The organism is Pedobacter sp. T50_32, assembly GCF_057652195.1.
Map to the genome: position 1 here is coordinate 651,188 of NZ_JBYFBY010000003.1, position 14,637 is coordinate 665,824.

General features: G+C 45.6%; 17 protein-coding genes. 13 read left to right on the forward strand and 4 right to left on the reverse strand.

Annotated elements, in window-relative coordinates:
- The first annotated feature begins 217 nt into the window (after positions 1-217).
- Complete coding sequence (locus AC23ME_RS13495) at positions 218-841, forward strand: DUF4142 domain-containing protein (RefSeq protein ID WP_487728291.1); 624 nt, start codon at positions 218-220, stop codon at positions 839-841.
- A gap of 18 nt (positions 842-859) precedes the next feature.
- Entirely contained in the window at positions 860-1,123 is a 264-nt protein-coding gene (locus AC23ME_RS13500) for a SemiSWEET family sugar transporter (RefSeq protein WP_487728292.1), read from the forward strand.
- Positions 1,124-1,144: 21 nt separating this feature from the next.
- Here the strand turns inward: AC23ME_RS13500 and AC23ME_RS13505 are convergent, their stop codons facing one another.
- From AC23ME_RS13505 to AC23ME_RS13515, 3 genes are all read right to left on the reverse strand, one after another.
- The gene (locus AC23ME_RS13505; RefSeq protein ID WP_487728293.1) at positions 1,145-2,182 is read right to left on the reverse strand and encodes an SDR family oxidoreductase; all 1,038 of its coding nucleotides are present in this window, start codon (positions 2,180-2,182) and stop codon (positions 1,145-1,147) included.
- A gap of 24 nt (positions 2,183-2,206) precedes the next feature.
- On the reverse strand, positions 2,207-2,533 hold the full coding sequence (locus AC23ME_RS13510) for a hypothetical protein (RefSeq protein ID WP_487728294.1): 327 nt from the start codon (positions 2,531-2,533) through the stop codon (positions 2,207-2,209).
- Between the two features lie 212 nt (positions 2,534-2,745).
- Positions 2,746-3,033 carry a hypothetical protein gene (locus tag AC23ME_RS13515; protein ID WP_487728295.1) on the reverse strand — a complete coding sequence of 96 codons (288 nt, stop codon included), beginning with the start codon at positions 3,031-3,033 and terminating at the stop codon, positions 2,746-2,748.
- A 318-nt stretch (positions 3,034-3,351) separates the two neighbouring features.
- On the opposite strand from AC23ME_RS13515, the gene AC23ME_RS13520 reads away from it, so the two are divergent.
- From AC23ME_RS13520 to AC23ME_RS13555, 8 genes are all read left to right on the forward strand, one after another.
- Positions 3,352-3,861, forward strand: a complete 510-nt coding sequence (locus tag AC23ME_RS13520; protein WP_487728296.1) for a ferritin-like domain-containing protein — start codon at positions 3,352-3,354, stop codon at positions 3,859-3,861.
- Between the two features lie 92 nt (positions 3,862-3,953).
- Positions 3,954-5,483, forward strand: a complete 1,530-nt coding sequence (locus AC23ME_RS13525; protein WP_487728297.1) for an FAD-dependent oxidoreductase — start codon at positions 3,954-3,956, stop codon at positions 5,481-5,483.
- A gap of 10 nt (positions 5,484-5,493) precedes the next feature.
- Positions 5,494-6,159 carry a DUF6766 family protein gene (locus AC23ME_RS13530; RefSeq protein WP_487728298.1) on the forward strand — a complete coding sequence of 222 codons (666 nt, stop codon included), beginning with the start codon at positions 5,494-5,496 and terminating at the stop codon, positions 6,157-6,159.
- Positions 6,160-6,165: 6 nt separating this feature from the next.
- A complete protein-coding gene (locus AC23ME_RS13535; RefSeq protein ID WP_487728299.1) occupies positions 6,166-6,657 on the forward strand; it encodes a CinA family protein in 492 nt (163 codons plus the stop codon).
- Between the two features lie 10 nt (positions 6,658-6,667).
- Entirely contained in the window at positions 6,668-7,276 is a 609-nt protein-coding gene (locus AC23ME_RS13540) for an NAD(P)/FAD-dependent oxidoreductase (RefSeq protein ID WP_487728300.1), read from the forward strand.
- Positions 7,258-7,581, forward strand: coding sequence for an FAD-dependent oxidoreductase (locus AC23ME_RS13545; protein WP_487728301.1), 324 nt, complete (start codon positions 7,258-7,260; stop codon positions 7,579-7,581). Before AC23ME_RS13540 ends, AC23ME_RS13545 begins: the two co-directional genes overlap by 19 nt.
- A gap of 240 nt (positions 7,582-7,821) precedes the next feature.
- A complete protein-coding gene (locus tag AC23ME_RS13550) occupies positions 7,822-8,169 on the forward strand; it encodes a PAS domain-containing protein (RefSeq protein WP_487728302.1) in 348 nt (115 codons plus the stop codon).
- Entirely contained in the window at positions 8,166-8,903 is a 738-nt protein-coding gene (locus tag AC23ME_RS13555; protein WP_487728303.1) for a sensor histidine kinase, read from the forward strand. The genes AC23ME_RS13550 and AC23ME_RS13555 overlap by 4 nt, the downstream gene beginning before the upstream one ends.
- Before the next feature lie 62 nt (positions 8,904-8,965).
- Here AC23ME_RS13555 and glf read toward each other — a convergent pair whose 3' ends face one another.
- Positions 8,966-10,138 (reverse strand): UDP-galactopyranose mutase, encoded by a 1,173-nt coding sequence (gene glf / locus AC23ME_RS13560; RefSeq protein ID WP_487728304.1) that lies wholly within the window; start codon positions 10,136-10,138, stop codon positions 8,966-8,968.
- 582 nt (positions 10,139-10,720) lie between these two features.
- Between glf and AC23ME_RS13565 the strand changes: the two genes are divergently transcribed.
- The 3 genes from AC23ME_RS13565 to AC23ME_RS13575 all read left to right on the forward strand — a co-directional run bounded on the left by AC23ME_RS13565 (position 10,721) and on the right by AC23ME_RS13575 (position 14,338).
- On the forward strand, positions 10,721-11,863 hold the full coding sequence (locus tag AC23ME_RS13565) for a glycosyltransferase family 1 protein (RefSeq protein ID WP_487728305.1): 1,143 nt from the start codon (positions 10,721-10,723) through the stop codon (positions 11,861-11,863).
- Between the two features lie 52 nt (positions 11,864-11,915).
- Positions 11,916-14,072 (forward strand): sugar nucleotide-binding protein, encoded by a 2,157-nt coding sequence (locus AC23ME_RS13570; RefSeq protein ID WP_487728306.1) that lies wholly within the window; start codon positions 11,916-11,918, stop codon positions 14,070-14,072.
- 62 nt (positions 14,073-14,134) lie between these two features.
- Complete coding sequence (locus tag AC23ME_RS13575; RefSeq protein WP_487728307.1) at positions 14,135-14,338, forward strand: hypothetical protein; 204 nt, start codon at positions 14,135-14,137, stop codon at positions 14,336-14,338.
- Positions 14,339-14,637 lie beyond the last annotated feature (299 nt).

Below are 14,637 nucleotides of genomic sequence, written 5' to 3' on the forward strand. Positions count from 1 at the left end.
TCACCAATAAGCCACATCCTTATGGCCTACATTAATTTTTTGCTTAATCCCCATGGGCATCATTAAGGTGCCACGAACCAAAAAATGCATGACCCGACCAGTATTTAGATTGGCCGCCAAGTATTTTAGCCATTCGGCAATGGCTTATACCCGATGTAGCTTTTGGTTAAACTATATCCGCATGTAGATGTTGGACTGGTAAGTAAAACAACAAATCATGAGAAAATCAATCTTAATACCGATGCTGTTCGGCTGCGTTCTGGCTTCGTGCAGACAAAACCCTAATCCCTCTAGCCAGAACGACCTGGACCAGATCAAAAAGGAAAAGCCCAATCAAAGCTTAGCGGATGGCATCCATAATGAATTTGCGGCTAATGCGGCCATTGGGAGCATGATGGAAATAGAAAGTAGTGCCTTAATGATCAAGCGTACCGAAAATCGGGATATACAGAACTTGGCCACAATTATGGTCAGAGACCATCTGATGGCACAAAAAGAACTAAAGGAAATTGCATTAAAAGAAAAGCTGAGCCTGCCACCATCCCTGCCGGCAGAGAAACTGCTGATACTTTCCAAACTGGACTCGCTAAAAGATGAGGAACGTAACCACTATTATGCCGAACTGATGGTGATGGAACATGAAGATGCGGTAAGATTGTTCAGGAACGCAGGAAAGAACGAAGCTAATAAAAGCTTAGCTGATTTTGCCAGAACCAAACTGCCGACCCTGGAACATCATCTAATGGAAGCAAACCACGTGTTTAAAATGGTGCGCGGCAGCCAAGGTGGCCAAATCGGCATCTCGCCCCGCACCACTAACGATAGACTTAAACAGAAGTAGGTTAAAGTATTGATAGCCATGAAAACCCAACTACTTATTGGAATTTTAGCGGGCTGCCTCACGGCAGTTTCCGCTACACCCCAGATCGTAAAGGTCATACGCACGAAAAAAGTAGACCAGGTCTCGCCCCTAATGTTTATCATTTTAGCATTGGGTAACGCGACCTGGTGCTACTACGGTATTTTATTGAAAGATTGGCCCATCATAGTGACCAATGCATTTTCCCTCACTATGGATGTGACAATGCTGGTGCTGAAGGCCATTTATAGAAAAAGTTCCTAAACCCAGCAATGCGAAATTAACCTATGGCTGGCCACTGCCACCGGCGGCACCATAAATCTGCCCCGTTGCGTAACTAGCGTCTGCTGCTGCCAGCTGTACATAGATGGAGGCAAGCTCTGCAGGTTGTCCCGGTCTGCCCATCGGCGTATCCCCGCCAAAATTTTTCAGCTTCTCCTGCGTTGCGCCACCACTGACCTGTAAAGGTGTCCAGATCGGACCTGGCGCTACACCGTTCACACGGATACCTTTTGGTGCCAATTGCTTGGCCAGCGAGCGTATATAACTCGTTGTGGCCGCCTTGGTCTGTGCATAGTCATACAGATCCTCAGAAGGATCCGTGGCCTGGACCGAAGTCGTCCCGATAATTACGGCACCCGGTTTTAAATGGGGCAATGCCGCTTTAATCGTCCAATAAGGCGCATAGATATTCGTTTTCATCGTCGCATCAAATTCCTCGCTGGGCAATTCCATTATCGAAGCAAAGGCCTGTTGCCTGGCTGCATTATTGACCAGAATATCCAAACCTCCCAGTTCCGAAACTACACGGTCTATCAATTGCTGGCAAAAGGCTTCGGTACGAAGATCCCCCGGCACCGCAACTGCTTTTCGACCTGCTGCCCTAATCAGCGCAATCACTTCTCTAGCATCTTCTTCCTCATTGGGCAGGTAATTGATTGCTACATCGGCCCCTTCCCTGGCATAGGCTATCGCAGCTGCACGCCCCATTCCAGAATCACCCCCGGTAATGAGCGCCCTGCGGCCCATCAACCTACCAGAGCCTTTATAGCTTTTCTCGCCATGGTCCGGTATGGGATCCATTTTACCGGCCAAGCCAGGCCACGGCTGCCGCTGCCCCCTAAATGGCGGCTTTGGATATTTCCCCCTGGGGTCTTCCAATGCCAAGGGCATGTGATTGGTAATGATAGTATGGGCAAAAACTGGCGGAACACTTAAAGAAACCATCCCCACCCCTAATCCCCCCAACATCATACGCCTGCTAATTTTGTCTTCTTTTTTCATTGATTTAATTGTTAAAAGGTTGAAAAAATAAAATCCCATCTGTGGATGGGATTTTATTTTTTTTTAAATGAGTGTACTGCCTTGCTGTTGTTCGTCAATTTCGTCGGTATCCTCCTCCTTGGTTAGATCCCCATCTTCCAAATCTCCGTCTTCTTCTACGCCTTCCTCTTGTTGGCTATCGCCAATCTCGTCTTTATCGTATCTTTCAGCTACACCATCCTCGACGCTTTTGTCATCAATAGCCGGTTCTTCTTCAGACCAATCTTCCTGTTGACCTCCATCTTGGTCCAAGGCACCTTCAGATCTATTACCTAGCGGCTGGCCAGGTTGATTTTTATTTTGTTGGTCCGAACCTTGTTCATCTCTTTGCTCATTTTCTGGATAGTTCATGTTTTTATCTTTTAAGGTTTAGTGATAGGAACATCCCATCAGGTAAAGGTTAAGCGATCGACCTGCCCAAAAGTTTTAGATTATCCCAGAAACCGTATTTCTTTAAAAATTAGACGTAGATTTCCCAATCGAACGCGTAATCTGTCAAGCTGTACTTTCATCATTATCAAATTCCTCGCTTCCTTGGTTTTCTACATCGTTAAGGCCCGGATTTAATTCTGGATTTCCCGCACATCGGCATCGGTAGTGTGCTCCCGTTCGGCCGGATCATGTTCTTCCGCTTTGCTCCCCTGGTCCGAAAATCCATCATCTGGCGATTTGGGCCTGTCACTCCCCTTACCTGTTCCATCGGTAGGTGAATTTGTAATCTGCCCATTGGGGCTGCCTTCTTGTGGTGCTAAATTTTCCATCATTCTAAATTTTAGGGTTAATAAACCATTTGATTGGTGAACAAACAGTATGCCCTGCGATAAACTAGTTTTTATCCATACGCCCGCCAAGGCAGCTGAATGGCCAACGGCAGCATAACCACCATTGCGAAATACAGGTAGCCAGCCTGAGATAAGGCGTAGCTAGCCCAACAACCTGATTTTTCGATGGCTTAAAAAAACTACGGTCCCAAATGACTCGCCAGAAAAGCATTTGGAAAATCTATCCATCTAGAAGACCAATCACCTTAGACTAAAATAGTAGCGTAATCAACGCAGAGAACATAGGTATAAATGTTAAAAATCAACTTAAAATACCCTATTTAATCAAATAGGAAACAAATGGAGATTGGATACGCTTTGTACATAGAACATTAAAATCAAAACAACATGAAAAAGCAAAACACAGAAAATATGCCCAACGGGCATCTACACGAACTTTTTGTAGACGAACTTAAAGATATTCTGGGCGCAGAAAAACAACTACTGAAAGGCCTCAAAAAAATGGCCGATAGTTCAGTAAGCAGTACGTTAAAAGAAGCATTTACTGCCCACCGTGCAGAAACCGAAGAACAGATTGAGCGATTGAAGCAGGTTTTTTCTAGCCTTGGAATTGCAGCCAGAGCTAAAAAATGCAAGGCGATGGAAGGTCTGCTGGAAGAAGCAGAAGAGATCATCGAAGAATTTGAAGGTGATCCGGCATTAGATGCAGCATTGATCTCTGCCGCCCAAAAAGTAGAACATTATGAAATTGCAAGCTACGGATGTTTAGTTACCTACGCATCGTTAATGGGACATAGCGAAGCCCAAGAACTACTAGAAATGACCCTCGCACAAGAAAAAGAAACGGACGTAAAACTTACAGAAATTGCAGTTTCCGAAGCTAACGTAGCCGCATAATCAACATTGGGGATGGCTGCCGACGGATCCAACTAGCATCAGCCGTAGCGGCCATCCCCATTTTTCCTTTCTAAACTTCCCACACCTAGATCATGAGCTTAAAGAGAGATAGCATTACCCAAAGTCCTTGGCAAAATATCCAGCAACCAGATGGACAAGGAGCTACCAATGCAGTGCAGGGTATACATGATGTAATTATCATCGGCGCTGGTATCAGTGGCCTCACCACCGCTCTGCTATTACAAAAAGCTGGAAAAAATTGCTTGGTTTTAGATGCGGGCAATATCGGTTTTGGAACCACAGGTGGTACCACTGCACATATCAATACATTTTTTGACAGTACCTATCCAGAAATAGAAAGCGATTTTAGTAAGGAAGCCGCTAAATTGGTTGCCGATGCCGGAAAGCTTGCGCTAGAAACAATCCATTCATTAGTAAGTGAGCATCAAATAGATTGTGAACTGGAAACCAAGGTCGGCTATTTATTCTCAGAAACTGAAAAAGAAAGCGAACAGCTCGACAAAATTTTCGAATCCGCAGTGAACGCCGGTGTAGATGTAGACCGAAGTACAACCAATGGCCTGCCCATTTCATTTCTGCAATCGTTAAAATTTGAAGGCCAGGCACAATTCCATCCATTAAAGTACCTTACCGGCCTAGCAAAAGCGTTTACGGACTTAGGTGGAACCATCCAAGGCCAAACTTTCATTAACGACGTAAAACAAGAAGATGGCCGATATGTTGCAGTAGCTCAAAACCAGACGTTTACGGCACCGTACCTGGTCTATGCGACACACATCCCTCCAGGCATGAACAAATTCAGTCTTCGCTGCGCACCCTACCGCAGCTACGTTTTGGGGATCACACTGACTGATGACAGTCAGCATCCGGCAGCGCTGTCCTATGATATGCAGGAGCCCTATCACTATTTCCGTACACACGTAGTTGATGGAAAAAAAATACTCATTTTGGGTGGTGCAGACCATAAGACAGGTCACGATGATCCACGCCAAGCTTTTGAGGAATTGGAAAAATATGCAGGCGAGCGTTTTAACATTGGGGCAATTCCCTACAAATGGTCCTCACAATACTATGTACCGATAGATGGTCTGCCCTACATTGGCCAAATGAACGAGGCTGAAGACCATCTGTTTGTGGCTACCGGCTATAACGGAAACGGAATGACCTGGGGAACCATGGCCGGGCTCATTATTTCAGATCTGATATTGGAAAACGAAAATCCGTATACCAAACTATTTGACCCCTGTAGGATAAAACCAATCGCAGGGTTTACCGAGTTTGTCAAAGAAAACGCCGACGTGGCTTACCATTTCGTAGTCGACCGCTTTAAGGCCGAAGATTTGGAATCGTTTAAAGAAATACGTAAAGATGAAGGCAAGGTGGTGAATCATGAAGGAACACAATTGGCGATCTACAAGGACAAGGAGGGACTGATAACGGCACTTAGTCCGGTCTGTACCCATGCCGGCTGTATCGTTTCCTTTAACGACGAAGAAAAAAGCTGGGACTGCCCTTGCCATGGCGGTCGATTCGGTCTGGATGGCAGGGTACTTTGCGGCCCACCAATGGCAGACCTGAAAACCATTGAAATCGGAAAATAATCTTTTAGAAATGGCAAGCAAATCAAAGGGTTTCTTATACAGGAACAGTCTCTCCCTAGTTTTTCTTTTATTATTTTTAATTGCAATTACTGGACAGGCTTTTACAGGTTGGAAAGCATACAACCAACAATTGGCAGAAGAAAATACGGCAGGAAGTGAACTATCGGCCTATCTGAGGTCGGGACATTTCCTATCTGCTACATTCGAAAACTTCGAAAGCGAATTCCTCCAAATGGCACTATACGTGCTATTGACTATCCGTCTGAGGCAGATAGGTTCAGCCGAATCAAAATCTTTGGACGAAAAAGAGGAAGTGGATCGCGAGCCCCAGCCCTATTCAGATGCGCCCTGGCCGGTAAGAAAAGGTGGATGGTTATTGAAACTCTATAGCCACTCGTTATCCATCGCATTTGCCATCCTTTTTCTGGCAAGTTGGGCAATGCATCTGTTTGGTAGCTGGAAAGACCAGAATGCGGAGAACCTGCTTAAACACCAACCTATGATCAGCATCGGCAATTTCCTAACCGAACCACGTTTCTGGTTCGAAACCTTTCAAAACTGGCAAAGTGAGTTTCTTTCTGTGCTAGGGATTGTTTTCCTATCGATCTACCTACGCCAAAAAGGTTCTCCAGAATCCAAACCGGTAGATGCTCCCCATTTAGAAACAGGAAAATAATTATTTATGGACCGTGAAATCATTGACCAGTGCGGCAGATTACTGGCTGCTAAAAAACTAACCATAGCTTTTGCCGAAAGCGCCACGGCAGGACAGGTATCTGCTGCCTTCAGTTTGTGCGCACAAGCAGGCGATTTTCTTAAGGGTGGTCTAATTTGTTATGATGCAGGTCTGAAAGAAAAGCTGCTAAAAGTTCCCACCGCCCTGATTGACGAATTTACACCAGAATCAAAGGAAGTTACCCTTTCCGTTACCAAGGGACTGACCTCGCTGATTCCGGCCGATATCCATATCGGTATTACGGGATTACCCCGCCCAGGTGGCAGCGAAACAGCGGAAAAACCAGTTGGTACCATGTTCTTCTGTGCCCTGTTTGGTGAAACCAAACTATTTGAAGAAAGGAGAGTATTTGAAGGCAACCAGGAAGAAATTGTGCAAAAAGCAACTATTCATATCGCCGGTCAATTATATGGGGCACTTCAAAAGTTATCTTTTTAATCTTCGTTCTATGGTTCGACCAAATAATTTTGAAGTGATCATTATTGGCGGAAGCTACGCCGGACTTTCGGCCGGGCTATCCTTGGGGCGAACGTTACGCAGCACCTTGATTATAGACAGCGGTGTTTCCTGTAACAGCAAGGTAGCACGCTCCCACAATTTCCTTACCCATGACGGGCATCCGCCGGGAAAAATTTTGGAAGTAGCAAAACAGGAAATCAAAAATTACAGATCGGTCAGCTTAATGGACGACCGCGCAGTCGACATACAGGAAATCGACAATGGGTTTAAAGTTTCTACTGAATCCGGACATATTTTTTATGGTAAAAAGATACTTTTTGCTACAGGCGTAACAGACATCTTACCAGAGATAAAAGGGCTCAAAGCATGCTGGGGTGCGGGCGTTGTACACTGTCCATACTGCCACGGCTACGAGTTCAGTGGCAAAAAAGCTCCCATCCTCTCCAAGGGGGAAGCGGCCTACCAAATGGCATTAACGCTCAACAGGTTAAATCCCGGCCTTACCATCCTAACTTCGACAGAGCCGGCGCCGGACGTCAATCGTACCAAACCAAACAGCTCAGCGATCGGATCATCGACGTGGTTACAAAGCCTATAAAGGAACTGATACATCAAAAGGGAATCCTGAAAAAAGTGATTTTTGAAGATGAGACCAGTCTTGATCCTGATGTACTCTATATTACGCCAGATTTTCGGCAGCATAGCGACCTGCCCATGAGGCTTGGCTGTAAGCTGACCGACAAAGGATTAATTGAAGTCGATAATTCCTTGACAAATGTCTACGGCGTATTAGCCTGTGGCGATTGCGTGTCGGCCATGAGAAGCATTGCCACTGCGGTAGCCTCTGGTAACCTAGCGGGGGCGATGATCAACCTGCAGCTTGCAGCAGATAGCAGTAGGTAATTTTTGTGCTTTCATTTCAAAATAATCATGAACAAATAACCTGCCAGTACAAGTATATGCTAGGCAGAATACGTGCTTACATGGCAGCAACAGGCAAGTTATCAGAGATGGCAATAAAATGGGTATATTGGCAATCATCACGACATAATAACAGCGAAACCACCATCGAACTGCCCCGACCTTTGATATATCCACACAATTATCCGGCTGAGCTGTTATTCCATAGCTAAAACGATTTTCATGCAAAGCCAGAAACAACAAATTGCCGATCTTACACAACTCAATGAAGACCTGGAAAACTATTTTGCCAATACCATTATCCCACAACTGTTTGTAGATGCCGAATTAATTTTACGGAAGTTTACGCCGCCGGCGATGAAACAGTTCAAACTACGGGAAGACCATGTGGGAAAACCTATCGAAGAAATCAGGGAAAATTTCCGCCACCATACGCTGATCGATAATATCAAGGTGGTGATTGCCACGGGAAAAATCCTTGAAAAGGAAATCCAGACCACCGATATGCGCTGGTACCAGATGAATATCCTGCCTATACCGTTCGGAAAACCAATACCACCAACGGTGTGATCATCACTTTCGTTGACATTACCCCACGGATACGAGACCTAAAGGAACAGGAAAAGCTTGTTGCCGAACATGAACTATTATTGGACACCATCACCCATGACATCAAGAATCCGATACTTGCCATGGGCCTGACCTTGGAATTCCTAAAAAGAAAGCCGGACCAGGCCGAAAATAAACTTATCAAGTTATTGGAAAACCTGGACTCCAGTCTTAACGGTATCAAGACAATCGTGGAAGGACTGGTAGATGCCCGATGGTCTAATCAGCGCTATCAGGCGGAAGAGGAAATCCTGGATGTACAAAACGTGCTGGAAGATGTAAGACTTGCCTTGGCCCCACAGGCCCTACAAAGCGAGGCGATCATTGACTACGACCTACAGATTACCGAGTTTACCTTTGTAAGGCGAAAACTGCGCAGCCTGTTCTACAACCTGATCAACAATGCCATCAAATACACTCCCGTAGACCGTACGCCAAAAATTCAAGTGAGTACCTACAAAGACAAGAACTTCCTGGTTGTGGCGGTGAAGGACAACGGCATCGGCATTAGCAAAAAAGACCAGGAGCATATTTTCGACAAATTCCAGCGCATCAAACCCTCAACAGAGGGCTCTGGCGTAGGGCTTTACCTTGTGCACACCATCGTGATGGCAACAGGAGGAAAAATTATCATTGAAAGTGAACCTGGCATGGGCTCTACCTTTAAAATATACTTAAAGCAATGTAAAAAGTAGTTAGTTTAAAATACAGGAATCTCGCCCCGGATAGCTATTTGAGTCCCAGCATGGGATAGGAATTACAGCACTGCTTCTTGCGATGCGACAGCACCTTCAAAATGTACAGCAACCTTCTTTAATGCAGATCCAATAACCTGATGCATATCATAATAGCGATATTCGGCCAATCGACCACCAAAAACCACCTTTTCTTCCCCATCCGCCAAAGCCTTGTACTTTAAATAGGTTTTATTATTTTGGTCATCATTGATCGGATAGTAAGGTTCTTTGGTGTCGTCCCAATCTTGGGGAAATTCTTTGGTAACGACCGTCTGCTGCTGCGTTCCGAATTCGAAATGCTTATGCTCAATGATGCGGGTATAGGGGATTTCCCCTTCGGTATAGTTCACAACCGCATTGCCCTGGAAATTCTCTACTGGCTTGATCTCATGCTCAAATCTCAGGCTGCGATAATTTAACTGACCAAACCGGAAGCCATAATATTGATCTATCTTGCCCGTAAAAACGATATTTTCTGCCTGGCTATCCCAATATGTTCTATCCGTAAAATAATCGACCCCCAGTTGTACATCGATGCCCTCCAGCAGGCCATCGATCAGTTTATTATAGCCCCCAATGGGAATGCCCTGATATTTATCCGAAAAATAGTTGTTGTCAAAGGTAAACCTAACGGGCAACCTTTTGATGATAAACGCGGGCAGCTGGGTGGCAGGCCGACCCCATTGCTTTTCCGTATACCCCTTGATCAGTTTATCGTAGATATCCCTGCCCACCAGGGAAAGTGCCTGCTCTTCCAGGTTTTCCGGCTTTTTAATCGCTACCCCTTCCACCTGTGAGCGTATTTTCTCTTTTGCTTCACTGGGCGTTTTCACCTTCCACAGCTGATAGAAGGTATTCATGTTAAAGGGCAGGTTATAAAGTTCTCCCCTATAATTTGCAATGGGGCTGTTGACATAATGGTTAAACTTTACAAATTGGTTGACATAATCCCAAATACGCTGGTCATTGGTGTGGAATATATGCGCTCCATAAGTATGGACGTTGATCCCGGCAACATTTTCATTGTACACATTTCCGCCAGTATGGCCTCTCTTGTCTATTACCAGACATCTTTTGCCCCGTTTTTTTGCCTCATGGGCGAACACCGACCCGAAAAGTCCGCTACCTACAATGAGGTAATCATAAACACTTTCCTTAAGCTGCTTCCCTTTATCTAAATCTATCTCCATCATCAATGGCAAAGGTTTATCGTCGCAAAGGACAGCCCATAACCAATCATTACAAGGCGGATTGAGATCTAAAAGTTTTTTATAAAGCCAAAAGAGGTAGTAAGATCCCAAGTGGCACGTAAACCGAGTTTATCTACAACCAAAATACTTGGCCGTACCGTATTAACGGTCAATCAAGGAGAGCTTGACCTAAAAGGTACCAAAAGTAGTCGATGCTTCGTGTAGTACGCGTTAGAAAATGGAAAATCTGCGCTAAATTAAGTTGTATACCTGATCTAGATATGCCCAATACGAATTGACTGTATTAAAATACCCAATTGTTAGTTTATACGGTAAAAAGTAAAACCGTTGTCGTGTGATTTGGTTATAAAAAGGCTGGCAAGGATGCATACCGAGTCATAAAGATCAAGCCATTAATAAATACCAGCACGCAATTCGGCATTCCAACAACATCCCATAGCGTCAACATAAAAAAGCTCCGGTCGTTTGGACCGAATAACAAGTAACGGAAAAACATCCCTGTTGGCCGTTAACTAAAGTATCCTCTCACTATAATTTAAATGATAACTAAAAATTAAACCATATATGGAAAATTCTAATACCATGCCCGGCAACCTCATCTGCCTTTCACACCTCAGATGGGACTTTGTCTACCAAAGGCCCCAACATTTATTGAGCAGGTTTGCAAAAAATGCCAACGTATATTTTTATGAAGAACACGTATTCCACAACCAGCAGGGCAGCTACCTATCTATCAACAAGCGGGCGGAAAATATTTTCGTGGTCGTGCCTCACCTATCCAACAATATCGACCCTTCCCAGACGGAAGCCTTATTGACCCAACTGTTCGATGAGTTCATCGGTGGTTTTGAACTGGATGACTGCCTGTTCTGGTATTATACGCCAATGGCATTAAAATTCAGCAGTAAGCACAAGCCCCGCCTCACGGTCTACGACTGCATGGATGAACTCCTTGCTTTTAAATTTGCCGATCCGGACATCGCCAAATTAGAAAAGCAGCTCATGGCCAAAGCGGACCTGGTCTTTACCGGTGGACACTCCCTGTACGAGGCCAAAAAACAATACCATTCCAATATCTTCCCCTTTCCCAGCAGCATCGACAAAAACCATTTCAGTGCCGCAAAACAGCTCCCGGAAGCAGCGGACCAATGTACTATCATCGGGCCTAAGATTGGCTTTTTCGGCGTAATCGACGAGCGTTTTGATATTGATCTGATTGCCCAGATGGCAGAAAAAAAACCAGAATGGCAGTTCATACTTATCGGGCCTGTAGTCAAGATAGATCCCGGGACACTCCCAAGACGGGACAACATCCATTACCTCGGGCAAAAGTCCTATCAGGAGCTGCCAAGTTACCTGGCCGGCTGGGACGTGGCACTGATCCCATTCCTGCTGAACGAATCCACCCGTTTCATCAGCCCCACCAAAACCCCCGAATATCTGGCCGCAAACATTCCCGTGGTATCCACCCCTATCAGAGATGTAATCCAACCCTATGGCGTTAAAAAGCTGGTGCACATCTCTACGGACTGTGATGGATTCCTCAGCGCCATAAAATTTGAGCTGAAGGGCAAGGACAGACAAGCCTGGACAGCAAAGGTCGAGCGCTTCCTAGAGAATATCTCATGGGACAAAACACACGAAGATATGCAGGCACAGATCAGCGCTACCTTGGGCAACCTACTCAAGATCTCCATCGCAAGCTGATCACTTTACTTCCAGGGAAATATCATAATCGCAAATATAAACAACACATCAAATGGAAGTTTGGGGCGGAATAGAATGCAGTATCAACCGTGTGGAGGATCATTATTTTGACCAGTTATCCTACCACGACCAATATAACCGCAGAGATTATCTGGACGGTATATGTGAATTGGGCATCACCAAATTAAGGTATCCAGTGCTATGGGAAAAAAACCAGCCCGACACTACCCAACCGATCACCTGGGCCGTCGAGGACAACCTAACCTTTCTAAAAAACAGAAATGTCACGATCATCGCCGGACTGGTGCACCATGGTTCCGGTCCGATGGACTGTGGCATCAACTCGACTGATTTTCCCGAAAAGCTCGCCGTCTATGCCAGGGCGGTAGCCACAAAATTCCCATGGATTGACCATTATACGCCCATTAACGAACCTTTAACCACGGCACGGTTTTGTGGACTCTACGGCCTATGGCATCCCCATCAAAGGGACAGCCTTTCTTTTCTACGTATACTGCTGAACGAGTGCAGGGCGTCGACATTGGCCATGCAGGCTATCCGGGAAGTCAATCCAGCTGCAAAATTTGTACTCACAGAGGACTTGGGCCATATCCATAGCACACCGCCGCTTAGCCACCAGGCCCAATTTGAAAACTACAGGAGATGGCTCAGCATTGACCTGTTGTGCGGAAAGGTGGACCATGGACACCCGCTCTGGCAGTACATGATAGCCGAAGGCATCAGTAAAGAGGAACTGTTCTTTTTTACCAAACATCCCACACCCCCCGATATCCTTGGCTTCAACTATTACATTACCTCGGAACGCTTCCTGGATGAAGACCTGGCCGCCTATCCACAGCATACCCATGGCGGCAACGGCCGCCAGCATTATGCCGATATTGAAGCCGTCAGGACCCATCAAGCGCAATTAATGGGGCTGAAGAAATTGATCCGTCAGGCATGGGAAAGATATAGACTGCCTTTGGCCATTACCGAGGCCCACTTGCACTGCGGCAGGGAAGAGCAGCTCCGTTGGCTCGACCACATCTGGCAATCAGCGTTACAATTAAAACACGAGGGAATCGACATCAAGGCGGTGACCGCCTGGTCTATTTTGGGTTCACATGGATGGGACAAACTATTGACCACACCTAAGGGAAATTATGAAAGCGGTGCATTTGATATCAGTTCCGGTGCAGCCAGGCCCACTGCCGTTTCCAAGTTCATCACCCATATCTCCAAAGGACAACTGTATCATCACCCCGTGATGGATGGAAAAGGCTGGTGGAATACAGAGAAGAGACTGATCTATCCCAAATCGGGCGGTATTGTATCTATCACCTGCCCACAAAGTGCCCCGATCTTGATCATTGGCAGTAGCGGCACCCTTGGAAGTGCATTCGTCAGAAAGCTGACGGCACGGGACATTAATTTTATCGCACCCAATAGTGCTGAACTTAACCTGCTCGATACACAACAGGTTGAGCAGGCCATCCTAAAATATCAGCCCTGGGCAATTATCAATGCGGCAGGATATGTAGATGTCGATGCTGCCGAAACCAACCCAAACCTCTGCTTCTCATTAAATACCGATGGTCCAGTCCTCCTTGCAGCCTCTTGCGCCAAAAACGGCGTCAAACTGGTCACTTTTTCTTCAGACCTTGTATTTGATGGCCAAAAAACGGGTGGCTATACAGAACAGGATACCGTAAATCCATTGAACAACTATGGAAAGAGCAAAGTTGCCGCCGAGCTTGATGTACTTAAGTTAAATCCCAATGCGCTGATCGTTCGGACAAGTGCCTTTTTTGGCCCCTGGGACAAATACAATTTCGTGTACCAAACCTTACAGTCGCTACAAAAAGGAATCCCCCGAAACATAGCAAATGATGTGTTCATTTCTCCGACCTACGTTCCCGATCTGGTCGATCATACCATTGATCTGCTCATAGATGACCAGAACGGCATCTGGCATCTCTCCAATGATGGGAAACTGAGCTGGTTTGAACTGGCGACGGAAATTGCAGTCCGTTCGGACCTTGATCGCGCACTCCTCATTCCCATTTCCCAGAAAGAAATTGTGATGCAGGCCCGCAGACCTGCCCATAGCCACCTCAAAAGCAACAGAGGACAAATGATGCCAAGCCTTTCCAATGGACTTGACCGATTCTTCTTGGAGGCAAACCCTCAACCTCTGCTAATCACTTAAATTCGGAATATTATTAGCCATGTACAAACAGGTGTCCATCCTATTACAATTAAAAGCCATCCATGACCTATCAACTAGAATCCTTTAGAAAAGAGCTTTTTTTCTATTTCCACGACTATCTGCTGATTGCCGATTTTACCGAGGATGGCGACCTACTGCTGCTAGTGAAGCCCTTTTGCAACCTAGAACAGGTGATGGAGGATATTTGTGTAGATTTCGGTAATAGTATCCAGTCTATTCCGTTCCAAACTGTCCACTTCAGCTGATAGTTTTTGTTTTCATCCCGACTGCGTTCATCACCCACCACTTACATTTCTCAATTCCAATACCCCGACAATCAAGCTTCCGCATCAGCCTTTTGCGTAGCAAAATCACAGGAATGGGCTCCAGATATAGCTAATAACCTTATTTAAATTTAGGTCAGCAGGCTACATCGAAACTTCGCAAAAAAACCGATTATAAAGCGATCAGAGTCGTTAAAACATATCGTGGAGATTTCGCTGAAATTGACCATCTGATTTCGGTTTAAGCTGACCACCTATTCCGCGGCAAACTGACCACCTCA